The organism is Veillonella parvula, assembly GCF_018378075.1.
Taxonomy (GTDB): domain Bacteria; phylum Bacillota; class Negativicutes; order Veillonellales; family Veillonellaceae; genus Veillonella; species Veillonella parvula_K.
The window spans coordinates 558,433-581,247 of the sequence record NZ_JAGZYE010000001.1; the positions used below are offsets into that span (position 1 = coordinate 558,433).

22 protein-coding genes are annotated in these 22,815 nt (G+C 39.1%); 7 read left to right on the forward strand and 15 right to left on the reverse strand.

From position 1 onward, the window contains the following. Positions 1-63: 63 nt before the first annotated feature. Together KH286_RS02675 and KH286_RS02680 are read left to right on the forward strand one after the other, a co-directional pair. On the forward strand, positions 64-1,053 hold the full coding sequence (locus tag KH286_RS02675) for a sirohydrochlorin cobaltochelatase (protein ID WP_012864523.1): 990 nt from the start codon (positions 64-66) through the stop codon (positions 1,051-1,053). A 51-nt stretch (positions 1,054-1,104) separates the two neighbouring features. Beyond that, a complete protein-coding gene (locus KH286_RS02680; RefSeq protein WP_012864524.1) occupies positions 1,105-2,046 on the forward strand; it encodes an ABC transporter substrate-binding protein in 942 nt (313 codons plus the stop codon). 68 nt (positions 2,047-2,114) lie between these two features. On the opposite strand, the gene KH286_RS02685 is transcribed toward KH286_RS02680, so the two are convergent. From KH286_RS02685 to KH286_RS02740, 12 genes are all read right to left on the reverse strand, one after another. Continuing rightward, positions 2,115-2,897, reverse strand: coding sequence for an ABC transporter ATP-binding protein (locus KH286_RS02685; RefSeq protein WP_278457145.1), 783 nt, complete (start codon positions 2,895-2,897; stop codon positions 2,115-2,117). Further along, on the reverse strand, positions 2,897-3,892 hold the full coding sequence (locus tag KH286_RS02690; protein WP_021148283.1) for a FecCD family ABC transporter permease: 996 nt from the start codon (positions 3,890-3,892) through the stop codon (positions 2,897-2,899). The genes KH286_RS02685 and KH286_RS02690 overlap by 1 nt, the downstream gene beginning before the upstream one ends. 199 nt (positions 3,893-4,091) lie before the next feature. Then, positions 4,092-4,757, reverse strand: coding sequence for a precorrin-8X methylmutase (locus tag KH286_RS02695; RefSeq protein WP_004696261.1), 666 nt, complete (start codon positions 4,755-4,757; stop codon positions 4,092-4,094). After that, positions 4,744-5,532, reverse strand: a complete 789-nt coding sequence (gene cobK, locus KH286_RS02700; protein ID WP_278457147.1) for a precorrin-6A reductase — start codon at positions 5,530-5,532, stop codon at positions 4,744-4,746. Before cobK ends, KH286_RS02695 begins: the two co-directional genes overlap by 14 nt. Further along, a complete protein-coding gene (gene cobJ, locus KH286_RS02705; protein WP_004696265.1) occupies positions 5,529-6,218 on the reverse strand; it encodes a precorrin-3B C(17)-methyltransferase in 690 nt (229 codons plus the stop codon). Before cobJ ends, cobK begins: the two co-directional genes overlap by 4 nt. Positions 6,219-6,247: 29 nt before the next feature. Further along, complete coding sequence (locus KH286_RS02710) at positions 6,248-7,393, reverse strand: cobalt-precorrin 5A hydrolase (protein ID WP_278618161.1); 1,146 nt, start codon at positions 7,391-7,393, stop codon at positions 6,248-6,250. Positions 7,394-7,397: 4 nt separating this feature from the next. Further along, positions 7,398-8,159 (reverse strand): precorrin-4 C(11)-methyltransferase, encoded by a 762-nt coding sequence (cobM, locus tag KH286_RS02715; RefSeq protein WP_004696269.1) that lies wholly within the window; start codon positions 8,157-8,159, stop codon positions 7,398-7,400. 1 nt (position 8,160) lies between these two features. Next, positions 8,161-8,748, reverse strand: a complete 588-nt coding sequence (cbiT, locus tag KH286_RS02720; protein WP_009351736.1) for a precorrin-6Y C5,15-methyltransferase (decarboxylating) subunit CbiT — start codon at positions 8,746-8,748, stop codon at positions 8,161-8,163. Continuing rightward, positions 8,745-9,371 (reverse strand): precorrin-6y C5,15-methyltransferase (decarboxylating) subunit CbiE, encoded by a 627-nt coding sequence (gene cbiE / locus KH286_RS02725; RefSeq protein ID WP_004696273.1) that lies wholly within the window; start codon positions 9,369-9,371, stop codon positions 8,745-8,747. The genes cbiT and cbiE overlap by 4 nt, the downstream gene beginning before the upstream one ends. Then, a complete protein-coding gene (gene cbiD, locus KH286_RS02730; RefSeq protein WP_278457157.1) occupies positions 9,347-10,465 on the reverse strand; it encodes a cobalt-precorrin-5B (C(1))-methyltransferase CbiD in 1,119 nt (372 codons plus the stop codon). Before cbiD ends, cbiE begins: the two co-directional genes overlap by 25 nt. A 71-nt stretch (positions 10,466-10,536) precedes the next feature. After that, complete coding sequence (locus tag KH286_RS02735; protein ID WP_004696277.1) at positions 10,537-11,031, reverse strand: YajQ family cyclic di-GMP-binding protein; 495 nt, start codon at positions 11,029-11,031, stop codon at positions 10,537-10,539. A gap of 413 nt (positions 11,032-11,444) precedes the next feature. Further along, on the reverse strand, positions 11,445-13,040 hold the full coding sequence (locus KH286_RS02740; protein WP_278457158.1) for a WG repeat-containing protein: 1,596 nt from the start codon (positions 13,038-13,040) through the stop codon (positions 11,445-11,447). A gap of 224 nt (positions 13,041-13,264) precedes the next feature. Between KH286_RS02740 and KH286_RS02745 the strand changes: the two genes are divergently transcribed. From KH286_RS02745 to KH286_RS02755, 3 genes are all read left to right on the forward strand, one after another. Continuing rightward, positions 13,265-14,239, forward strand: a complete 975-nt coding sequence (locus tag KH286_RS02745) for an RluA family pseudouridine synthase (RefSeq protein WP_278457159.1) — start codon at positions 13,265-13,267, stop codon at positions 14,237-14,239. Between the two features lie 244 nt (positions 14,240-14,483). Next, positions 14,484-15,413: a class II fructose-1,6-bisphosphate aldolase gene (gene fba, locus KH286_RS02750; RefSeq protein ID WP_195394676.1), complete on the forward strand. Its 930-nt coding sequence runs from the start codon at positions 14,484-14,486 to the stop codon at positions 15,411-15,413. A gap of 3 nt (positions 15,414-15,416) precedes the next feature. Further along, positions 15,417-16,973, forward strand: a complete 1,557-nt coding sequence (locus tag KH286_RS02755; protein ID WP_105086621.1) for a putative polysaccharide biosynthesis protein — start codon at positions 15,417-15,419, stop codon at positions 16,971-16,973. A 96-nt stretch (positions 16,974-17,069) separates the two neighbouring features. Here the strand turns inward: KH286_RS02755 and KH286_RS02760 are convergent, their stop codons facing one another. Then, positions 17,070-18,113 (reverse strand): AEC family transporter, encoded by a 1,044-nt coding sequence (locus KH286_RS02760; protein WP_278617561.1) that lies wholly within the window; start codon positions 18,111-18,113, stop codon positions 17,070-17,072. Between the two features lie 220 nt (positions 18,114-18,333). Here KH286_RS02760 and KH286_RS02765 point away from each other — a divergent pair, with 220 nt between their 5' ends. Together KH286_RS02765 and KH286_RS02770 are read left to right on the forward strand one after the other, a co-directional pair. After that, the gene (locus KH286_RS02765) at positions 18,334-19,074 is read left to right on the forward strand and encodes a gamma-glutamyl-gamma-aminobutyrate hydrolase family protein (protein WP_278457166.1); all 741 of its coding nucleotides are present in this window, start codon (positions 18,334-18,336) and stop codon (positions 19,072-19,074) included. A gap of 15 nt (positions 19,075-19,089) precedes the next feature. After that, complete coding sequence (locus tag KH286_RS02770) at positions 19,090-20,397, forward strand: APC family permease (RefSeq protein WP_278457167.1); 1,308 nt, start codon at positions 19,090-19,092, stop codon at positions 20,395-20,397. A 150-nt stretch (positions 20,398-20,547) separates the two neighbouring features. On the opposite strand, the gene KH286_RS02775 is transcribed toward KH286_RS02770, so the two are convergent. Both KH286_RS02775 and KH286_RS02780 read right to left on the reverse strand, forming a co-directional pair. Beyond that, positions 20,548-21,387 (reverse strand): hypothetical protein, encoded by an 840-nt coding sequence (locus KH286_RS02775; RefSeq protein WP_278457168.1) that lies wholly within the window; start codon positions 21,385-21,387, stop codon positions 20,548-20,550. Position 21,388: 1 nt separating this feature from the next. Then, positions 21,389-22,732: a hypothetical protein gene (locus KH286_RS02780; protein WP_278457169.1), complete on the reverse strand. Its 1,344-nt coding sequence runs from the start codon at positions 22,730-22,732 to the stop codon at positions 21,389-21,391. Positions 22,733-22,815: the final 83 nt, after the last annotated feature.

Below are 22,815 nucleotides of genomic sequence, written 5' to 3' on the forward strand. Positions count from 1 at the left end.
TATTAGAACTATGTGAATGATTGCATATTAGTGTAGTTATAGTTATAAATTAGGAGTATAGAAATGAAAAAACAATTAGCTTTAGCATCCGCTATTCTAGGTCTTGCAGTATCCTTTGGTGCACCTGTTGTATCTAATGCTGCATACCAATTAAATCCTGAAGTAAAAGACCCTACTCCAGCATTAAAAGAAGCTTCTGCAATCGGTGTTCGTACACACAATACTGAAGCTTTACAAAACTTGCCAAACAAAGATGCTATGGTTGTTATGAGCTTTGGTACAACTTATAAAGATACTCGTGCGAAAACAATCGATGCAACTGTAGATGCTATTAAAGCAGCTCATCCAAACACAAAAGTAATTACAGCTTTCACAAGCCATATTATTCGTGATCGTATCCAACAAAAAGAAGGTATTACATACCCAACTCCTGAAGAAGCATTGGCTGAACTAAAAAAAGACGGTTACACTCGCGTTGCATTAGCATCCCTTGATGTAATTCCTGGTATGGAATACAACTACGATGCAGCAGTATATAATTTGTACAAAGATAATTTCAAAAAAATGACACTTGGTACATCTCTTATGTACTGGATGGGTCAAGAAAACCAAACTGACCAAGTTATTGAAACATTAAAAGCTGTTCAATCTCAATTCCCTAAATTAGGCAAAGAAGACGGTCTTCTTATCATGGCTCATGGTACTCCAGATCCTTCCAATGCTTACTATTCTGTAATTCAAGACCGCATCCATACTCTTGGTATGAAAAATGTATTCGTCTACACAGTAGAAGGTACTCCAAATCTTGAACAAGTTATCCCTCAATTAAAATTACATGGTATTAAGCACGTTACATTGATGCCATTCATGATGGTTGCAGGCGACCATGCAAACAATGACATGGCTGGTAATGAACCAGATTCCCATAAATCCATCCTTGAAAAAGAAGGCTTCAAAGTAGATACTTACCTTCATGGCTTAGGTGAAAATCCTAACATCCGTAACTTATTCGTTGAACGTGCTAACGAATCTTGGGACGCATTACAAAAATAATCAATTTATAATTTAACTAGTATCGTTATATAACGTACATAGGAGTACATCATGAAAAAACTACTACTTTGTAGTCTCACTTTGGTCATGGTTGTACTAGCAATAGCTGGGTGTGGTAAATCCACATCCAGCTCTTCTGCTACTACGAAGGAGTTGACCTTTAATGGTCAAACCTATACTGTACCAAAGGATCCACAAAAAATTGCTGTATTATCTAATTCTGTTTTATCTATGCTTTATGCTGTCGATGGTAAAGCCATTAGCCGTGCCAATACAACGGATAAATTAGCCCCAGAATTAGAAGCTCTACCCGCTCTTGGTCAAACTGCAAATATCAACATGGAACAACTATTAGGCTTGAAGCCAGATGTAGTATTGGGTTTAGTAAATCAACATAAAAAATATGAATCCCAATTACAAGCTAATAATATTCCAACCGTACTTTTTGATTACGATGGTATTAAAGATAATGTACCAATGTTAACATTCCTTGGCGAGTTAACCAATCATCAAGATAAGGCTAAATCTGTTATTAATACCTATGAAAGCAATATTACCAAGGTAAAAGATGCTGTTAAGAATCAACAGCCTGCACGTGTTGCCGTATTACGTGCCACAGGAAAAGGTGTAACTGCCGAAACTGATGAAGCAGTTACTGCATCTATGGTAAAAGAACTAGGCATGACAAACGTTGTTGCCTCCCACTTAGAAGGTACAACCAAGGATAAAACTGTCCCTTACTCTCTTGAAACATTGACTGCAGATAACCCTGATATTATCTTTGTTGTTACAATGGGTAAAGAAGAAGAAATTACAAAAGCTATGAAACAAGCTATGACAGATAATCCTGCATGGGCTAATTTAAAAGCCGTACAAAATAACCGCGTAATATACTTACCATCTAAACTATTCCTATTAAACCCAGGACTACAAACACCTGAAGCTATGACACGTTTAGTTAAAGAAGCATACGGTATTAATGTTACATTCTAACATATTGTATCATGCGAAAGAGGGCATCCCCCAAATAGGGAATGCCCTCTTTTTCTATTAGTATCAAGCTACTCAACTAATCCTATTACGCGCACATATTTTTTATTATCAAATGTATCAAGTTGTACATCTACAGAGAATACATCTCTAAACAACTCATCCGATATAATTTTACTTGTCTCTCCTGATGCTACTAAATGGCCTTCTTTTATAACAGCCATATAATGTGAATATTGAACCGCCTGTGTTAGTTCGTGAAGTACCATGAGAACGGTTAAATCTTGTTCCTTATTTAATCGTTTCAATAACTCCATAATTTCTAATTGGTGATTAATATCTAAATATGTTGTTGGTTCGTCTAAGACTAATAATTTTGGTTGCTGTGCTAGCGCCATAGCAATCCAAACGCGTTGCCGTTCACCACCAGATAGGGATGGGATTAATTGTTCTCGCAAATGATTCGTTTTCGTGATATGTAACGCATAGTCAACAATCTCACGATCTTCTTTAGCCGTGTTTTTCCACCATGTTTGGTATGGATACCGTCCACAATATACCAATTCTTCTACAGTCATATCCTTTGGCATATTCGGTACTTGTGGCAAAAATGCCATTTGCCGTGCCAGATTGTTTTGAGAATATGATTGTAACGGTTTATCAAATATGGTAATACATTCATGAGGGCTATGAATATATCCGATCATAGATCGTAAAAGCGTACTTTTACCACAGCCATTAGGCCCTATTAATGTCGTAATTTTACCGATAGGAACCGATACATTAATGTCATGTAGAATATGACGATTGCCAAGAGTTACGGATAACTGTTTTACATCAATAGCGGTATTCATTAGTTATCCCTCCTCAATAGATACAAGAAGAACGGCGCTCCAAAGAATGCCATAATAATGCCCACTGGTACCTCTATAGGGCTCCACATAACACGTCCTATTGTATCACTAACAACAAGAACTAGGGCGCCTAATAATGCGGATCCAGGCAGTAAATATGCATAGTCATTACCGATTATAAGACGTAACATATGGGGAATAACCAAACCTACAAATCCGATAAGCCCAGCTATACTTACAGCACCAGCCGCTAAAAGAGCAGCCACTGCAGTCATAATAAACCGTGTTTGTTCCACCTTAAGGCCTAATCCCTTTGCAGTTTCATCACCCAAACTTAAAATGGTAAGTCGTTTAGCTCCTAAACAGGCAAAAATAAGGCCAACTATAGCATATGGAAACAGCACTTCTACCTGAGGCCAACTGCGTGCAGCGAGTCCTCCTACCATCCAAAGCAATGCCCCTTGTACACGATCACCGAAGAATACAAGTAGTGCTGAAATACCTGAGCCTAAAAAGGCTGCGACCGCAACACCAGCTAAGATAATACGACTAGGTCGCACTCCATTTTTCCATGCTAATGCATACACCATGAGTGCTGCAGCCATAGCACCTAAAAAGGCTACCAACGGAACTATATGATCATACCCAGGGAATAAAATAAATATGATAACACCAGCCAGCCCTGCACCAGAGGATACCCCTACAATCTGTGGATCTGCTAGAGGATTTTTCATAACTGCTTGCAAAATTGCACCAGATACAGCTAGACAAGCCCCCACTAACGCAGCTACAATATTGCGAGGCAATCGAATATTCCAAATAATTTGTGAAGATGTGTCAGTTAGCTCACTAGACCATAATGTATGCCAAATCTCAGCTAATGATACGGATGTTGATCCCCAAATAAGAGATATAATCATGCTCATAATAACGGCGATGATTAAGATACAAATCACTGATACACGAAATAATTTTCGTTCATTACTAGATGCCATATGAACCCCCTCTCAAAACCTACCTAATGTAATATAAGTCTCTTATAAAATGAACTCTATTTTACAGATACTACATTATAAGAAATTTAATATAGCATAATTACTGTGTTTATCTAATTTATGTTTAACAATTATTGTGAAAAATATATACAGTAAAACCCGAATCGCAAAACTACTAAAACACGATTCGGGTTTTGTACTATTTAGATTCTTTGCCTTCTACGAAGAGCATGTCATTGCGTTTTACGTCTGTGTAAAGTAATGCATTACATACGGAAGCAGCGATTGGGCTACCACCTTTGTTGCCTTTTACAGTGATGTAAGGAACTGGGGATACTTCCATCAAATAGTCTTTGGATTCTGCAGCACCTACAAAGCCTACAGGGATACCAATAATAAGAGCTGGTTTAATGCCTTCTTCAAGAGCAAGGCGCAACACTTCATACAATGCAGTTGGTGCATTACCGATAGCAACGATTTGTCCTTCTAGTTGTTTACCAAAGGTACGCATAGCCGCAATGGAACGAGTTACACCTAATTCTTTAGCCATTTTAGCTACATTTTCGTCTTTAATTAAGCAGTGCACTTCATTGCCGCGAATTTTAAGAGCTGGCTTAGAAATACCTGTGCGAACCATTTCTACATCTGTATAAATGTCTGCACCATTATCCAATGCTTCAATACCTTTTTGAACAGCATCAGGGCTCATTTTTACGAGTTGAGCATATTCGACATCACCAGACGCATGTACTGTACGAGATACAACGCGCACTTCATCATCTGTTAAGCCTAAATCCTTTACATAATCATAAATGATTTCCATGCTTTTATCTTCAATAGCTTTAGGATTTTTAACGTAATCCATTAGTGTCCTCCCATAATTTAAAGAATTCATCATTTGATGATACCACGTGACTTTCAAGTTTAACACGTGGACGATCGATAACAATAACATGGATACCAAGATCCATAGCAGCTTGTAATTTTGTATCAGCACCACCTACAAGGCCAGAGTTTTTCATAACTACAACGCTTGCCTGTGTATCGTGGAACATGATGCGGTTCATATCATAAGAAAATGGACCTTGGACAGCAACAATACGCTTAGGACTCACGTTGAGGTCTTCCATCATTTGTAACACCTCTGCAGTCGGCAAAATACGTGTCCACACTTCACAATCTTGTAAAGCATCAGATTTAGCAAAGATGTGCATTGTCTTACTACCTGTGGTCAAATACACATGTTTGTTATTTTCCTTTGCCAATTTGCCAGCTAAATTTGCGGCCTCTACCTCATCCACTACGATATGTAATTTATCATAATCTGGTAATGGTACCTCTTTACGTTCAAAGCGAACAAAAGGAATACCTTCAGCTTTTGCTGCATCTTGAGCCGTAGCCGTAACAATAGCAGCATACGGATGGCTTGCATCGATTAATAAACGTACGTTGTGTTTCTTAATCAAATTTTGCATAGCCTCTTGATCAAGACGGCCCGTATGAACAGTGATGCCTTTATGGGCAGCAAGTTCTGCCCCATACTGACTCACAACAGTAACGAGAACCTCTTCACCTGTCCGTTCTTGGATGTCTACCGCTAAGGTACGACCATCTAAGGTACCAGCGATAACCCAAATCATAATTTGTAGCCTCGAGGAGTAATCATGCGACCATTTTCAACATAGGTTTGACTATTGCCGATAATAACAAGTGTTTGCATATCCACTTCTTCGTTTGTGAAATTCTCAAGGTCAGAAATTACCATATGTTGCCCTGGGCGACCTGCTTTTTGTACGATACCAACAGGTGTTTTAGGATCGCGATATTTAAGAACGATTTCACGAACTTCGTCTAAGTGAGTAACACGTTTTTTACTGCGCGGGTTGTACAAGGAGATAACCATGTCACCTTGTGCACAAAGATCAGCACGTTTTTTAATTAAATCCCATGGAGTCATCAAGTCACTAAGAGAAATGACCGCAAAGTCATGCATCAAAGGTGCGCCCAATACAGATGCTGCTACGTTTACAGCACTAAGGCCAGGTACGATATCTACGGAAGGACGTTTTTCTGCTGGTACTTTATTAGCAAGTTCCAACACAAGACCAGCCATGCCGTATACGCCAGAGTCACCAGAGGATACAACTACGACTTGATGACCTTCTACTGCTAAATCAACAGCTTGTTGGCAACGATCTACTTCTTGCATCATGGCAGTGCCTACAGTTTCTTTACCTTCAATAAGGTCTTTAATCAAGTCAAGATAAGTCAAATAACCTACAACACGGTCAGCCGCTAAGATGGCTTCGCGCGCTTGAGGTGTCATGAACTCTTCATCGCCAGGGCCAATGCCAATTACTTTGATGTTACCTGTGCAATGGCTACCGTTGTTTTGGGATAAATTGTTTTGTGCTGTATTAGTGTTCGGCTCTTGGCCGCTAGTAATGCTGTTGTCTCGCATACGTTTCCTACTCCTATAGTTCCTTTTACAAAATTAGATTCTTTTAATTTTTCTTCTTCAATGAGTGGTGCCATCTCGTCTTGTGTATAGAACACGATAGGCCACCCCATAATTTGCATAGCCTCTAAGAGGCCTACTTCGTCTTGTTTTACGATGACCGATGCAGCCGTTACAAGGCTCTTTGGTGAAAGCTTATGTGCTGCTAGCGACTGTTGTATGGCGTCAAGAATCAATTCCTTTGGTGTGTCTCGGCGACAGCCAATGCCCATCGTATACGTACGAGGGCGCAAAATCAATTGATGACCATACTCGTCAATTACTTTGTCTGTAATAACCACGCGAGATGAACCCTCTTCAGCGCTTTCATTTTTACATGGAATAGACTCAAGTTGATCCAAAGAAACAACGTGAACCATGCCATATTCACCAATATGAGCTTTCGCAGCTTGTTCTAGTTGCTCTGCATTCGGTAAGCTTTCATCGATATAATAATCAATACGCTCTCCCCCAACGATGGCAGAGTTCACATTGATTAAGGTTTGAAAATCATCTACCAATAGATGCTCATGGCGCGCCAACACGTCAGGCGCAGGCAATCCGTTTACATCCGTTGCGGTTGTAATAACAGGGTCCGCATCGATGGCCAGCGAAATGGACTGCGTCCATTCGTTGGCGCCCCCAAGGTGACCAGATAATAAACTAATTACATGGTGCCCCACTTCGTCCATTACGACTACCGCAGGATCCTTAGATTTATGCTCAATATACGGTGCAATCATGCGAACTACGATGCCAAGCGCCATAATGCATAATACTTGGTCGTAATCCTTGAAAATCTGTCCAATATGATTTTTGAGGGAATCAAAATAAATAGCCTCACCACCAGAGGGACGGTTTTCTTTTTCAAAGCAATCCGCATGAGGTGCCACCAAAGACTTGATGTGTTGACCCAGCTTGGCCCCTCGTTCAGATACAGAAAGAATAGCCGTTCTATTCTTCTTAGCTTCTGTCGTAGGCACAACAGTTTCTAGCTCTTTCATCATACTAGTCCTTAGCACTGCGGTACATGTGAGCGAAGCCTTTGTCATAGAGTTTAGACAATTCGTATTCACTATCTAATACATGGCTTACTACAATCATAGCTTGGCGCAATACGCCTTCTTTCGCTACAATATCCGCAATGGTTTCCAATGTGCCACGGATAATGCGTTGGTCTGGCCAAGAAGCTTTTACCACGATAGCCACTGGAGTCGTTTTGTCATAACCGCCCTCGATAAGTTCAGCTACAACCTTATCTAACATTTGAACACTAAGGAAAATACACATTGTCGCTTCGTGGGATGCTAACATGCGCAATTTTTCCTTTGGAGGCATTGGTGTACGGCCTTCCATACGCGTAATAATTACTGTTTGAGATACATTTGGCAATGTATATTCTTGTTTCAATGCCGCTGCTGTAGCAAGGAAAGAGCTTACGCCCGGCACGACTTCATAAGAAATGCCCATGCCCGCCAATGCATCCATTTGCTCTTGAATAGCACCGTAAATAGCAGGGTCACCTGTGTGAAGGCGAACTACACGTTTACCAGCCTCAACGGCAGCTTTCATAACAGCCAACACCTCATCAAGGTTCATCGTAGCACTGTTATGAATTTCACAGCCTGGTTTACAAGCCTCTAAAATGGCAGGGTTTACCAAGGAACCCGCATAAATTACAACATCTGCCTCTTGCACTAAACGATACCCTTTGCGAGTAATTAACTCAGGATCCCCAGGGCCTGCACCTACGATATGTACGTCAACCATATTACTCTCCTTCTGCGATACGCGTTGCAGATACAATGAAAATTGGACTCAATGGGTCTAGCAAATGATAAGGCCCAGCCTTGCGGTAACGACTGATGGACATTTGGTAACCTTCATACGTGAAAGGACGACCTTTCAACTCTTTAAGGATTGTATAGCCAGTTTCCATCGTTACAGCAGTTACAACTAGACGGCCACCTACTTTTAACAGACGTTGCGCCTCGTCCATGATGCCTGTCATGCCACCAGCGCTACCACCGATGATAACCGCATCAAGCTCAGGCAATTCTTCCATGCCTTCAGGAGCTTTAGACTTGATGACAGTCATATTATTAACATTGAATTTCTTCATATTCTCATTGATAAGATCGATGCCTTTATCAAAGCGCTCAATTGCATATACATGTCCTTTAGGAGCTGCCAAGGCTGCTTCAATAGAAATAGAGCCCGTACCAGCACCTACGTCAAGGACGATGCTATCCTCCTCGATGCGTGCCTCATTCATAACGGCTTTGCGAATTTCGCATTTCGTCATCGGCACATCGCCGCGGATAAACTCCTCATCAGGAATTCCGAAAAAATGTCTCATCCTAGTACCACCATTACAGAATGACCAAAGCCTTCGAGCTCAGTTAACACCTCTAGCGTAGAGTCTACGATTTTTTCATCATCATAGCTCAAGCGCTCAAGGGCTGCCGCTCTCGTTTCTTTTGGCCAACCTGCATCTATTAAAATACGCGCAATATGCGCTGGATTATATTCAGGATCCGTTAAGAATCCCATCTTTTTACCTGCTTCATATACGAGTTTCTCTGGTGCCGGTTGGCGACCGTGAAAGCTCATTAAATCCGCATCATGCCATACCTCATTAAGACGGGCAAAGGCAAAGGTCATAGAACTAATGCCTGGTACCACCTCAATAGGATTAGCAGGGAATTTTTTCTTTAAATATGGCAATAAGCTATAATAGCCTGTATCGCCACTAACCATAACTACAACGTCATGGTCGTTGAGCTCACGCTCAATTTGCTCCGCTAATACGCTGAGCTTACCCGTTACAGGATATGTAATTTGGCCAGGCTCTTGAAAGTCCTCTAAAGAACGTTCACTGCCTACCAATACTGTAGCATGTTTAATTAAATTAAGGCCTCTAGGCACCACATAATCAGGATTACCCGGACCAATGCCTACGATATACAAGGTATGTGCCAATGTTCAAGTTCTCCTATCTCTTTTGCATGCTTATCCATTGCCAAGATTTCGCCCTTTAAGGTCGTAATGATGATCCCTACCTCAGCTTCGTTAGCAATATAGCGCTCACTACGTAGAGATGCACGATCTACAACACGTTGGTACACACCAGTAAGGCCTTCTCGCTCCAAAATAGGGAACGTAGACTCAGTAGTTTGACAATTAAATAACTCTTCACACACCGCTTGGGATGCCCCTTCTAAAGCAGCATAAGCCACGATACTTTCCATGCGGCCATCACTCATCCGGTTATGGGTGTGGAAACTACCATTTGCCAGTTTTATTAACTTACCGATATGACCGATAATCAAGATGCGCTTAAAGCCAATCTGTACGGCTTGTTCTAGCATAAAGCCGATAAAGTTACTAGTTTCTGCCATTTGGTTCTTATGAATACCTAGTACTTGCTCCGCTAAATCTTGGCCAATACGTCCCGGTACGAGAACAGCTGTTTCACAACCATTGGCCTTCATGACTTTTAACTGAGGAACCAAAGAGTTTTTGAACCCCTCTTCACTCATAGGCTTAACAATACCGGTAGTACCAATAATGGAAATGCCACCTTCGATACCAAGTGTATGATTTAATGTTTTCTTGGCTAATACCTTACCATTAGGAACACTAACGGTTACTGTCACACCTTGACCATGGACACAATGTTCTTCAAAAACTATTTTCATCATTGCCCGGGGCCCTGGATTGATAGCCGGTTCTCCAGGCGGCATAGCAAGACCCGGTTTTGTTACGGTCCCTACGCCAAAGCCGGCTCGGAATCGCAGTTCACCAGTATTATCAATGGTCACTGTCGTTTCCACATCATTGCCATGGGTTACATCAGGATCATCGCCGCCGTCTTTCATAACGGTCACCTTCGCCTCTGTATCGGATATAACCTCTACCGCTTTAATAGGAACCTCAATGTACTGACCTTGAGGGTTCTCAATAACCACTTGGTCCACAATATTCTTATCTAAGAGGGCCAATAAACCAGCTTTCATACCTGCCGTAGCACATGAACCTGTGGTATAGCCACCCTTCATGTCCTCCACTTTCATAAGGCCTCCTACACTGATAGTATTAGCGACTCAAACGAGTCTAACTAACCCTATCCTATGAACATATGTTATTAGGAACGGAAGTTAACGAATTGCAATTCTACAGGGATATCCAATTGTTTTAACATTTGGATTACTGCTTGCAAATCATCTTTATCCTTACCAGATACACGCACTTGATCCTCTTGGATAGAGGCTTGTACCTTAATTTTCATGTTTTTAATTGCTTTTACTACTTCTTTAGCATTTTCTTTAGTAATGCCTTTTTTAATAGTAATGATTTGACGAACTGTTGCACCTGCTGCTGGTTCAACTTTGCCGTAATCAAGATTTTTAATCGCTACGTTACGTTTAACCATCTTGCCTTTTAATACATCGATAATGGCATTCAATTTGTATTCATCATCACCGATGATTTTGATAGTGTCACCTTCAAGACTAATTTCCGCTTTAGAGCCACGAAAATCATAACGCGTACCAATTTCTTTTTTTGCTTGGTTTACCGCATTATCCACTTCCTGCATATCCACTTCAGACACAACGTCAAAGGAACAATCTTTAGCCATTTTATACCTCCTACACCTGAACCTATTGGGCATAAGGTTCATAGCATTACTTTCATCATCCTCATATTCCAAGTGAAAGTGTAAAACTACACCAAAACGGAATACATCTCTATAATTATACCTTAAAATAGGCTTATTTTCTAGGTAAATCGATTTTCTTAATTATAATTGTTAGCTATGTATTAATGAAGCTTTTATAAGTATAGTGGAAGTTCTCTAATACGGTTATGCAACGCAATACGTAAGACAAATAATATAAAAAACTAGCAACATACATAATATATGTACATTGCTAGTTCTATATAACGCTATTCTGTTGTATTTAGTCTATAGCTAAGAACTATAACTAAAAAAACTAATTAAGCCAGAACTAAAGACAATACAAATTCAAAAGAATTCTACAACCAATTATATTATAAAACGTTTACCGCATCATATGTAGGTTGTACAAGCCATTCACCTTTGGAGTTCATGATTCCCCATTTGCCTTTAGACTTAACAGAGCTGAAACCATGGTTAAAGAACTTAGCGTCTTCAATAAGTTTGTTTGTATCTCTAAATAAAATATGACCATTATTATCTATGATTGTATAGCCCTCTTTACCAGTATGAACCCATGTTACAGTATCGTTGTTGAATGGTTCAATAGTTGCTTCTGTTTGAGCAGAATACAAGGATTTACCACTATTCATATCGATAAGGTTTTTAACATGATCTTTCACAACTACTAAACGATCAGTCCCTGCAAAGGAAATAGAATCATATTTGAAGGTTACTACTTGCTTACCTGTTGATACATCGAAAATGCCCCATTTCTCAGTCTTATTGTCTCTTAACGCTAATAGACCATTTAATTTATCCATTTCACCTGCATCGTAATCGCCTGGTTGAATAACAACTTCACCTTTACGGTTCACAAAGTATAAGTTACCAGCATCTTTAATTACTGTGCCATAGGCTGTGATAGGCCATACTTTATCTTTTTTGCTGTCGATTACAATATTACCAGAGCGATCGATATAGCCACGTTTTGCACCATCATAAGCAAAACCACCTACGTGATAATGTTGACCACCTAAAAGCGCACCTCCAAGGATACCGCCCACGATGAAGCCACCTACAAGGCCACCTAAATTAAAGCCACTCACGGAGCGGCGGTATTCAGCCAGACCATTACGGTATCTATATACCTCTTTAGATGGAGCATTAAATAATTCTTTACCAGTACCATCAATAGCTACAATTTTACCTTTAGCATTTTTAACAAAAGCACGGTCTTCGCTAAATCCAGTCACGATTTGACGGAATTGTGGAGCAATCACTACTTTATCATCAGTAGTTTTAAAGCCATATTTACCTTTTTCTTTAAACTCTACATAGGAATCGCTTGGATACTCTTGAGTTGCTTCTTGTTTTACACGTTCTTTTAAAGCTTCCTCTTCAGAGATTTCTACACCCTTAGGGGTAACCCAAGTGTCTGTTTTCTTATCTACTTGAGCTAACACATTGCCCGTTTTATAATCAACATCTTTAATTTCTTTATATTTAGGCTCAATAGCAACGGTACCATCTGGACGGATAACACCCCATTTACCACCTTGTTTCATAGCTGCCAATACACCATGTTCAAGCACTTCGTCATTTTTGAAAGTAGTGCCTTTACCAGATTTTAAAGATTTAGGAGCATTGCGATAAGGGTTTAATGCGCTCGCCACATCAGCTGCGATATAGCCAGAAAGTGCACTACGCTCTTCAATTTTTTGAGGAGTCATAACGCCTACACTAGCTTTTGTGCTTTTAGAAGAGCTAGAGCTCTCTGTACGAACAGTAGAAGTTGATGTAGTCGTTGTATGTTCCTCACGAGTTACACGTGTACTAGTAGATGTTGGTGTATCGTGGTTTGTTACCGTTGTACTACTAATAGATGTTGTAGTAGATGCCGCAAAAGTTGTTGTAGACATAGCCACTAACACACATGCGACTAATACAGATTTCTTGTTAATATTCATAAACCTCTCCTTTTATAGAATAAGCTATAACCATATAGTCGTTAACATACATATATAGTTCATAAAATATACTGTTAGAACTAAACACACAGTATTATAGTAAAAAGTTCACACATAAATAATGTATAAAATTCAGCAATTCAAATTATACTATATCGACCTTCACAAATACAACGAAATATGAAAAATTCTTCATTTTTATTTTATTTGCTATAATAATACGTATGAAAACAGCAACGATAATCGATTTGATTGTAAACTCTGATGTACACACACAGTCTATAAATCATATTATAAAACAACAGCATATTTCCCAGCGCATGAGACGCCGTTTACGAAATGATGGCATCATAACAGTTAATGGTAAATTTGCTACCTGGAACACGCTCATTCATGGTGGCGATCATCTCGTTATGAAGTTAACACCAGAGCAAGAGTTTGGTTTAAGCCCTATGGAACTAGATATCATATATGAGGACGAATATATTTTAGTCATTAATAAAGCGGCTGGTATTCTGATGCACCCTACTTCTACCATACGAGATCATACACTGGCAAATGGTGTACTTCATTACTACCAAGAAACAAATCAGCATTATGATTTCCATCCCGTACACCGATTAGATAAGGATACCTCAGGTATTGTCATCATTGCTAAAACATCGGTGATCCAACATGCTTTTGATAAAAAACACACCCATTTTTACAAAAGCTACGACGCCATTGTAGAGGGATATCTCCCTGCTGTGCCTATAAGCATTAACTGGCCTATAGGTCGTAAACCAGGCAGTATCATTGAGCGCTGTTGTACAGTCCAAGGAAAGCCGGCTCGCACGGATATAACTATTATTAGTAAAAATACAAGCAAAATCAGTAGTGGTAAGATTAATTCTGATGATGTAATTACGATGAATAATAATAGTAATGTATGTTCAACTGACAGCTCGCTTACATCTTATAATCAGTTTACCCATGTACGGTGCTTATTGCACACAGGACGCACCCATCAGATTCGAGTTCATTTATCTCAACTAGGGTATCCACTAGCTGGTGATGACTTATACGGTGGTCATCTAGAATCTATTCAACGTCAAGCACTGCATGCATCGCGCATAAACTTTTATCATCCCATAACAAATGAATGGCTCGAACTGCATGCAGAAATGCCAGAAGATATGAACGTATTGCTAAACGATTAAGCTGATATAACACCAATAAATACTAATACACAGAAATAACTTATATGGGTCACAAAACAAGACGAAATTTATGCATAAGTTATACAAAAAATATTGGCCCTTTATAGTGTTTCTTGATATACTTAACTTGAATTGATATATGATTGCAATAACAGATATGCATCTAGTTCTTACGAGCTAGAAATATTAGCAGTCACGGTATTAATAACATGATATAACAGGCCCTATGGCCAAGGAGGACAACATGCCATTAGTTACTACTACAGAAATGTTCAAAAAAGCCTATGAAGGCGGCTATGCTGTTGGCGCTTTCAATGTAAACAACATGGAAATCGTACAAGGTATCGTAGATGCAGCGAAAGAGGAACAATCCCCTCTTATCTTGCAAGTATCTGCAGGTGCTCGTAAATATGCTAAACATATTTACCTTGTTAAACTCGTAGAAGCAGCTCTTGAAGACAGCAACTTACCGATTGCGCTTCACCTTGATCACGGCGATTCCTTTGAAATCTGTAAAGACTGTGTAGATGGTGGTTTCACATCCGTTATGATCGACGCATCTCACTATGATTTCGATGAAAACGTAAAAATCACTAAACAAGTTGTTGAATATGCTCACGCTCATGGCGTTGTAGTAGAAGCAGAATTAGGCCGTTTGGCTGGTGTTGAAGATGATGTAAACGTATCCGATGCAGATGCTCGCTTTACAGACCCAGAACAAGCTGCTGAATTCGTACACCTAACTGGCGTAGACTCCTTAGCAATCGCTATTGGTACTAGCCATGGTGCTTACAAATTCAAAGGCGACCCTTACCTCGACTTCAATCGTTTGAAAAAAGTTGGCGAATTATTGCCTAACTTCCCTATCGTATTGCATGGGGCATCCTCTGTATTGCCTGAATTCGTAGCAAAATGTAATGAATTCGGTGGCAACATTCCTGGTGCTCAAGGCGTTCCTGAAGAAATGCTTCGCAAAGCAGCTCAAATGGCGGTTTGCAAAATCAACATCGATACAGACCTTCGTCTTGCTATGACCGCATCTGTACGTGAATACTTGGCTCAAAACCCATCCGAATTTGACCCTCGTAAATACTTAGGACCTGCTCGTGATGCTATTAAAGGCATGGTAGCTCACAAAATTAAAAATGTATTGGGTTCTTCCAACAAACTATAATCAATGGCTAGTGGATTTTTAAAAGGAACCTTAATTTTAACCATTGCCGGTTTCGTAGTGAAAGCCATCGGTAGTATCAACTGGATTCTTCTATCCCGCATCTTGGGCGGTGAAGGGATCGGCATCTACCAGATGGCCTTTCCTATCTATTTGTTACTATTGCAAATTTCGAGCGCAGGTGTGCCGATTGCCATCTCTATTTTGACGGCAGAACGATTAGCCTTACACGACTTTAGTGGTGCTAAGAGAGTATTCAATATTTCTTTTACAATGTTGACTATTACAGGTTTTATCGCCAGTCTTGCTATGTACTTTGGTGCAGATTGGTTAATCTCTAGTGGTCTCATTGCTGAAAGCCGTGCCTACTACTCTATCATCGCGCTCGCTCCGGCAGTATTCTTTGTAACATGGATTTCCTGTTTCCGCGGGTATATCCAAGGCTATGAAATGATGACGCCCACGGCGATTAGCCAAATTGTAGAACAATTACTACGGGTTATCGTTATGCTAGGTGCTGCTGCTATTTTATTACCTTACGGTTTACCAGCCGCGGCAGGTGGCGCTAGCTTGGGTGCAGGTGTAGGTGCTTTTGGAGCCTTCCTGGTGCTATTGTACTACTACTATAAATTACCTAAGGCAAGTAGTACTGGTGAAAGCTATGATGGTCCTCGTGAATCAGCTAAAGAAATTTTGTCACGACTCTTAACATTGTCCATTCCAATTTCCTTAGCAAGTATCATGTTACCGTTGACGGCGAATCTCGATTTACTTATCGTACCACGTCGCTTATTAGATGCGGGGTTCCCGATGAACGAAGTAACAGAACTCTTCGGTTACCTTACCGGGATGGCAGTACCGCTCATCAACTTGGCTACCATTATTACCGCAGCCCTTGCGACAAGCATTGTACCAGCTATCTCTCATGCCTTTGCCAAACGAGATCATCAAGGTATATATGATCGCACTGCTGGCTCTATGCGTTTAACATTTATGGCAACCGTACCATTTACAGTGCTATTATATGTACTTGCTGCCCCAACTGTTACACTGATTTACAATGCGCCTAAGGCAGAACTAGCAACGCAAATCACGGCATTCTCTATATTCTTCCTAGGTGTACATCAAGTAACAACAGGTATTCTACAAGGTCTCAACAGACCACGTATTCCAGTCATAAATATGGGGATCTCCCTCATAATCAAGGTCATCCTTAACTGGACACTGACGGCTATTCCTTGGCTTGGCATCGGCGGTGCCGCTTGGGCAACCGTTGCTGATATTGGCTTTGCCGCATTACTTAACTTGATTTATATCAAAAAATACACAGGCTACTTCCTTGATATTTCCCTGCTTTGGAAAAACGTGGTCAGTGCCGGTGTTATGGGTATACTTATTTTCATGAGTTACCATTACTTAATAGACATCCTACCAATGTGGGCTAACTTTATACTCACAGGTATTGAAGGATTACTACTATACGTAATTATCATGGTTCTTTTAAAAGGCCTTAATAAAAACGATGGTGCTAGCATGCCACTCGTTGGTAGATTCTTTAGATAAGCTGTATATACTTACATAAAAATAGGTTCCTAATAGTCACCTATATGACCATTAGGAACCTATTTTTTATTTACTTATTTTAATCTTTTTCTTATTTTAAGCTTGTATACCTATCATTGTTAAAATTTCCATTATGATTGGAATTACTACAACAAATAATATGGTACTAATCATAATTAGACCTGTAGCAAATGGCAAATCAGCTTTTGATTCATTAGCTACGATTGGCAATACTGCAATGACAGGTCCTGCTGATTGTACAACAAAGGTAATGATTGCAATTGGTTCTAGAACTATGCCTGCTCCATATTGTAAAGCCATAATCAAACAGAACATGATAATCGGGGAAATGACAAATCGTCCTACAATCCCACCGATGGAGTCTTTATTTAAACGCATGCTTTTTAAGCCCGCATCATGAAGTACAATACCTATATAAATCAAGGATAATGGGGTTACCATATCACCTAAGTAATTCAAGGTAGTATGCAAAATTGGAAGTAAAGGAATTTCAAAAAACAAGAAGATTAAGGCCACAAAAAAAACTATCAATGGTGGTGGTAATAACTTCTTCCAATCAAATTTAGGTTTCTTGCTTTTACCTTCAGTAGATTCTGAACTATTATTTATACTATCAATCTTATAGGAGCCATTATTAAAATCTACTTCAGAATTTGGCAGTGGATCTAATTCTATAAGGAATACTCCCACCATCCATACGGAAATAGTGTTACCGATGTAATATAACAGGAAATACGGCAGCGCATCTTGACCAAAGAGTGCAATTTGCACTGGTAACCCAATAAACAAGCAGTTATCATTTACTACCATATTGATAAAAATACCACGTCGTCCTTTAGGAACTTTCAACATTTTCATCATAATAAACGCTACGATATATGCGATAACATATGTTAGGACAACCACTAACATGCCATATCGTAAATTCCATATATCAGAAGTATGTAGGTGATGTAATACAGATACAAATACTCCCGCTGGTAATGCAACCGACATGATAAATCGCGATAAATTACCGCTAAAGGTAGGATTAAACATGCCCCGCTCTTTTAATATATATCCTAACAAAATAAGTAGCACAATTGGTATGATACTTTGTAAGGATGTTAGAAAAACCATAGTAAGCCTCCCGCACAGTTTATTCGTAGTCTATCATACCATGTTTCGCAATAAACAGATACAACTATATCTTGAAAGAAAATATAATAAAATGTATCAACTTTAACATATTTTCTCTATTATAAGTCTTATAATTATATCTATTAGTAGTGTTTTTATCCATAAAATCTGATACACTAACATAAGGTTGTACAGATTTTTACACATATGAGGTGATATTATGACGAAACCATTTATTGGCATATCTGGCAATATCTTACGAGATAATGGTGGACCTTACGTAGATTTATTGCGCTCCTACGTAAACCAAGACTATCCTCGTTCTATTGAGGAAACTGGTGGCATTCCTGTTATAATTCCATTTACCGAAAATCTTGATGTAGCTCGCAAAACGGTAGCAAAGCTTGACGGCTTGTTATTATCCGGCGGTCATGATGTATACCCTCTTCACTATGGAGAAGAACCTTTGCAAGGTCTTGGCGATGTATTTCCGGAGCGCGATCAATTTGACTTTGCCTTAATCAAAGCAGCAGAAGAAAAACAAATTCCCATCTTTTGCATCTGTCGTGGCTTACAAATCTTAAATGTATATCGTGGTGGTTCTTTATTCCAAGATTTAAAATATGATCAAAACTGTACAATAAAACACTCTCAGAATCAAACACCTTCTCTTGGCACCCATACTGTAGAAATTGATTCCAAATCAAAACTAGCTAGTGCTATAGGTTGCAATACTTGGATTACGAACTCCCATCATCACCAAACAGTTAAAAATGTCGGTAAAGGATTACAAGTTGTAGCAAGAGCTAAGGATGGTACTGTAGAGGGTTTAGAGGATCCATCTTATCCTTGGTTAGTAGCCTGTCAATTCCACCCAGAAATGATGTCTACAAATGACGAAAATGCAAAGCGTTTATTTACTGCATTCGTAAAAGCAACTCAAGAAAATGTAACTAAATAGTGGGAAGATTGTATCATGAAAGAAACAGGAAAATTTGGCTTTTGGAGTATTGTACTCCTAGGAATAAATGGTATTGTAGGGACAGGTATCTTCCTACTACCAAACAAAGCATATTCTATAATTGGTTCCGCTAGCTTAGGCGTCCTGCTATTTGACGCCGTTATCGCAGGTTGTATCGCCCTTTGCTTTGCAGAGGCAGCTAGCCTATTTACACGTAATGGCGGTCCTTATCTATATGCAAAACATGCATTAGGTGATTTTTGGGCCTTTGAAGTGGGCGTTTTAAAATGGATCGTCACCGTTATTGCCTGGGCGGCTATGGCCGTTGGCTTTGCTACCGCATTAGGTGCCGCAGTACCAGCTTTAAGTGGTGATTTTGCAAAGGATGTCATTTCATTTATCTTAATTGTAGGTCTTACCATTGTAAATATATTTGGTGTTAACGTATCCAAATTCGTTAACAACTTAATCACTATTTCTAAGCTAGTCCCTCTTGCCCTATTTATTGCAATTGGTATTTTCTTTATAAATGGAGCTAACTTTACACCAGTCTTCCCTCAAGACATCTATGTAGATGGATCATTTGCTCAAGCTGCGGTTCTTCTATTCTTTGCCTATACAGGGTTTGAAGTCATTGCCATTGCTGCAGAGGATATGAAAAATCCTAAAAAGAATTTACCACGTGCTATTATCATGTGTATGCTTCTCGTATCGGTTCTATATATGGCAATCCTTGCCGTATCCATTGGTGTACTTGGTACAGATTTAGCAAATACCAAGGCTCCAGTACAAGATGCATTCAACGTAATTGTTGGCCCTATTGGCATGTATATCGTATTAGTAGGTACCTTAATCTCTATGGGCGGTATCAACTTTGCTGAAGCTTACTATGCGCCTCGTGTGGCAACATCCATGGCGGAAGATGGTATGCTACCAAGTGCTTTAGCAAAACGCAATCGTTACAATGCACCATATGTAGCAGCGATTGTTACTGCCATTGCCAGTGTATTACTTGCATGGTCTGGTTCCTTTACAACACTAGCAGCCATTAGTGCGGTATCTCGTTTTACACAATACCTACCAACGTGTTTGGCTGTTATTATCTTCCGTCGTAAATGGGCAGACAAAGCTCGCTCCTACACAATCCCTGGTGGCTACTTAATCCCCGTCATCGCTATCGGCACATCCCTATGGATGCTTGCCCAAGCTCAAACTAACCAATTATTATGGGGTCTAGGCGGCTGTATCATAATCTTGCCATTCTACTACTCCTACTGGAAAAAGAAAAAAGCTGGTCTCATTAAAGACCATGATGAAATGTAAATAATACAAAAAACTACCAGTTATTCATAATATCTAGTGGCTTATCCTTCCATAGTAGAAGGTCTGTTTAAAAGATATATGTTTAATTGGTAGTTTTTGTTTTATCTATTAATCCTAATTAGATTAGATATATCAAATGAGTAGTATCGACTAATATAGATCCTCTTCAATAATAGTTTCCTTCGTTAAGTCCTCTTCGATATAACCAACCTCATCAGTCGCTTCATCTTCATCGCGTATATCGATATAGATACTGATAAGTGCTAGTGCTCCCTCTTCATTGAGGGTAGCAATGGCACTCATAGGGCCGTAGGTTAAGATTAATTCATCTTCTTCATCTCGAATGATATGAGGCACCGCATCAAAATGTTGGTTCATTAATTGATCAAAGTAATCCTCTACATCAAGACCGCTTTCAAGGGTAATCGATTCGGCATCACCCTTTTGGAATACAACGCGCGTATCTTCATCGATATATTGATAGAAATCATCAATATCTACATTTGCCGTTTCTAACCACATACTAAGGACTGTAATCCAGTCTTTCACAGTGGTTGGTGCAGAAATAAAAGCATATTCGCTTTCATCAGTGCCAAAACGAAGATCATCATACTCAATACTATAATTTTCTTGGCTTGAAACGATACGATCTACAAGGCCTTCATCATTTACATCTACAAAAATCATGTACACATAGTTATCGCCACTTTCATAAGAAACGGTTAAACCATGACGACCCTCGTGAAATAGCGCATCCTCCTCATACACATCGGTAATATGCATCACCTTGCACGTAACAGGCACATTATCAGCCTTGATGGACTCAGTCATAGAGGACAAAAACTCAACAGTTTCATTGCGGTTTCGTCCAATGATACCACGGCCTGTAGACATATACTCACAATCTTCACTTAGCATATGTTCAATACCGTGAATATCTGCGGATTCAAGAATAGATTTTATCAATAAAAGAGCTTGTATTTCAGTCATTCTACTTCTCCAAATGTTTTTTAACTATATCTTCAATATCAGCAATATCAATATTACCCTTGAACTTCTCAGGAATAGTAACTAATTTAATATCAGTTAACATATTACGAAGTTGCTCTTTAGTATAGGGCATATTCGTATCATAATTTAATACACTAGTGAAATTCGTTTTTCCATCTTGTGTATAGAATAACATCATCCCCTCTTTATTAGCCTTTTCTTGTTCCACTAAAATGCCTGGCACACCATCATTCCATACAATGCGTTTAGCAAAGTAAACATAACCCTCAGGCGATTTAACCGAATTAATAATCACCTCATCCAAAAATCTACTAAGCTCAATTGAATCTGCACTGCTTGCCTTATCTACCGTTTCTACATAGACAGTGTGAGTTATACCAGAAGGGCTTTTATAAGACAAACCATTTTGAACATCTCTTACAGAACCTATAACTTTTGCATCATTAAGAATACGGTAGATAAAATTTTCACCCTCTTTTTTCGTTGTATGAGAATATGCATCACTATCTGTTAGTGGTTTTATAGATGGTAGCACGTAATTAACAAGTATGGGACTGATTACCTGTCCCATATTCTGTTTGGCCTCAGTCAAACCTACATGATATCGAATAGTTGAATCATTAGGCAAAGCAAAGTTCAAATTAGAATAAAACTGAGCTTTATTATTTTTCTTAATTTTACCATATAAAGAATCCCAGTAACTATCCGTTAACCCTGCATACGAAAAACTTGCACCATGAATATCTTTAGGTTTATAAGAAAATGATCCAAACTCTTTTATGTTTGTTGGTCGTTCATAATCTTTACGTAAATCTTCTTCCGTAATCGAATCAAATGGCTTTCCCATGTAGTCAGAGCTTTGCCAATTCTGTTTATTTTCAACAATTAAGCCTATCGTCATATCATGTGAGAAAAGTTCATACGCTGTATATTTATCAGTTATATTATTTTTCTGCACTTTATAATAACTTATATAGGGTACAAGAAAACGAATTCCCTTTCCACTATGATCAATAATCTCTGTTTGTCCCTCATATATATTAAGAGGCCCTACATAGCTTTCTCGGATAACTGTTTCAGCCTCTTTTTCAGATAGACCATTATCTATATATAGCTGCTTAGTTTCATCATACCGCTTATTCTTTTGAAAGTCTCTCAAGGCTCCCTCTTGTATGCTTTTAATTGAAGAATCACTATGTATATAACTTTCATAAGCATTTACAGGAATTCTATGATCAGCACCGGGAATATTAACATCAACAGCCCCTACTAAACCAGTAATTAAGCTGATATATACTGAAAGTACTATTGTTTTACGAATCATTTATCTCTCCAATTTTAAAATTCCCAACTATAGTACGTTAATTGTAACATAGTCCAATTTTTTATGAAAATTTTCTCCGTCTG

Excerpts from the sequence above, each read along its gene's own strand:
- KH286_RS02675 (WP_012864523.1), top strand. The coding sequence starts at position 64 with ATGAAAAAACAATTAGCTTTAGCATCCGCTATTCTAGGTCTTGCAGTA.
- KH286_RS02680 (WP_012864524.1), top strand. The coding sequence starts at position 1,105 with ATGAAAAAACTACTACTTTGTAGTCTCACTTTGGTCATGGTTGTACTA.
- KH286_RS02685 (WP_278457145.1), bottom strand. The coding sequence starts at position 2,897 with ATGAATACCGCTATTGATGTAAAACAGTTATCCGTAACTCTTGGCAAT.
- KH286_RS02690 (WP_021148283.1), bottom strand. The coding sequence starts at position 3,892 with ATGGCATCTAGTAATGAACGAAAATTATTTCGTGTATCAGTGATTTGT.
- KH286_RS02695 (WP_004696261.1), bottom strand. The coding sequence starts at position 4,757 with ATGGATTACGTTAAAAATCCTAAAGCTATTGAAGATAAAAGCATGGAA.
- cobK (WP_278457147.1), bottom strand. The coding sequence starts at position 5,532 with ATGATTTGGGTTATCGCTGGTACCTTAGATGGTCGTACCTTAGCGGTA.
- cobJ (WP_004696265.1), bottom strand. The coding sequence starts at position 6,218 with ATGACACCTCAAGCGCGCGAAGCCATCTTAGCGGCTGACCGTGTTGTA.
- KH286_RS02710 (WP_278618161.1), bottom strand. The coding sequence starts at position 7,393 with ATGAAAGAGCTAGAAACTGTTGTGCCTACGACAGAAGCTAAGAAGAAT.
- cobM (WP_004696269.1), bottom strand. The coding sequence starts at position 8,159 with ATGGTTGACGTACATATCGTAGGTGCAGGCCCTGGGGATCCTGAGTTA.
- cbiT (WP_009351736.1), bottom strand. The coding sequence starts at position 8,748 with ATGAGACATTTTTTCGGAATTCCTGATGAGGAGTTTATCCGCGGCGAT.
- cbiD (WP_278457157.1), bottom strand. The coding sequence starts at position 10,465 with ATGAAAGTGGAGGACATGAAGGGTGGCTATACCACAGGTTCATGTGCT.
- KH286_RS02735 (WP_004696277.1), bottom strand. The coding sequence starts at position 11,031 with ATGGCTAAAGATTGTTCCTTTGACGTTGTGTCTGAAGTGGATATGCAG.
- KH286_RS02740 (WP_278457158.1), bottom strand. The coding sequence starts at position 13,040 with ATGAATATTAACAAGAAATCTGTATTAGTCGCATGTGTGTTAGTGGCT.
- KH286_RS02745 (WP_278457159.1), top strand. The coding sequence starts at position 13,265 with ATGAAAACAGCAACGATAATCGATTTGATTGTAAACTCTGATGTACAC.
- fba (WP_195394676.1), top strand. The coding sequence starts at position 14,484 with ATGCCATTAGTTACTACTACAGAAATGTTCAAAAAAGCCTATGAAGGC.
- KH286_RS02755 (WP_105086621.1), top strand. The coding sequence starts at position 15,417 with ATGGCTAGTGGATTTTTAAAAGGAACCTTAATTTTAACCATTGCCGGT.
- KH286_RS02760 (WP_278617561.1), bottom strand. The coding sequence starts at position 18,113 with ATGGTTTTTCTAACATCCTTACAAAGTATCATACCAATTGTGCTACTT.
- KH286_RS02765 (WP_278457166.1), top strand. The coding sequence starts at position 18,334 with ATGACGAAACCATTTATTGGCATATCTGGCAATATCTTACGAGATAAT.
- KH286_RS02770 (WP_278457167.1), top strand. The coding sequence starts at position 19,090 with ATGAAAGAAACAGGAAAATTTGGCTTTTGGAGTATTGTACTCCTAGGA.
- KH286_RS02775 (WP_278457168.1), bottom strand. The coding sequence starts at position 21,387 with ATGACTGAAATACAAGCTCTTTTATTGATAAAATCTATTCTTGAATCC.
- KH286_RS02780 (WP_278457169.1), bottom strand. The coding sequence starts at position 22,732 with ATGATTCGTAAAACAATAGTACTTTCAGTATATATCAGCTTAATTACT.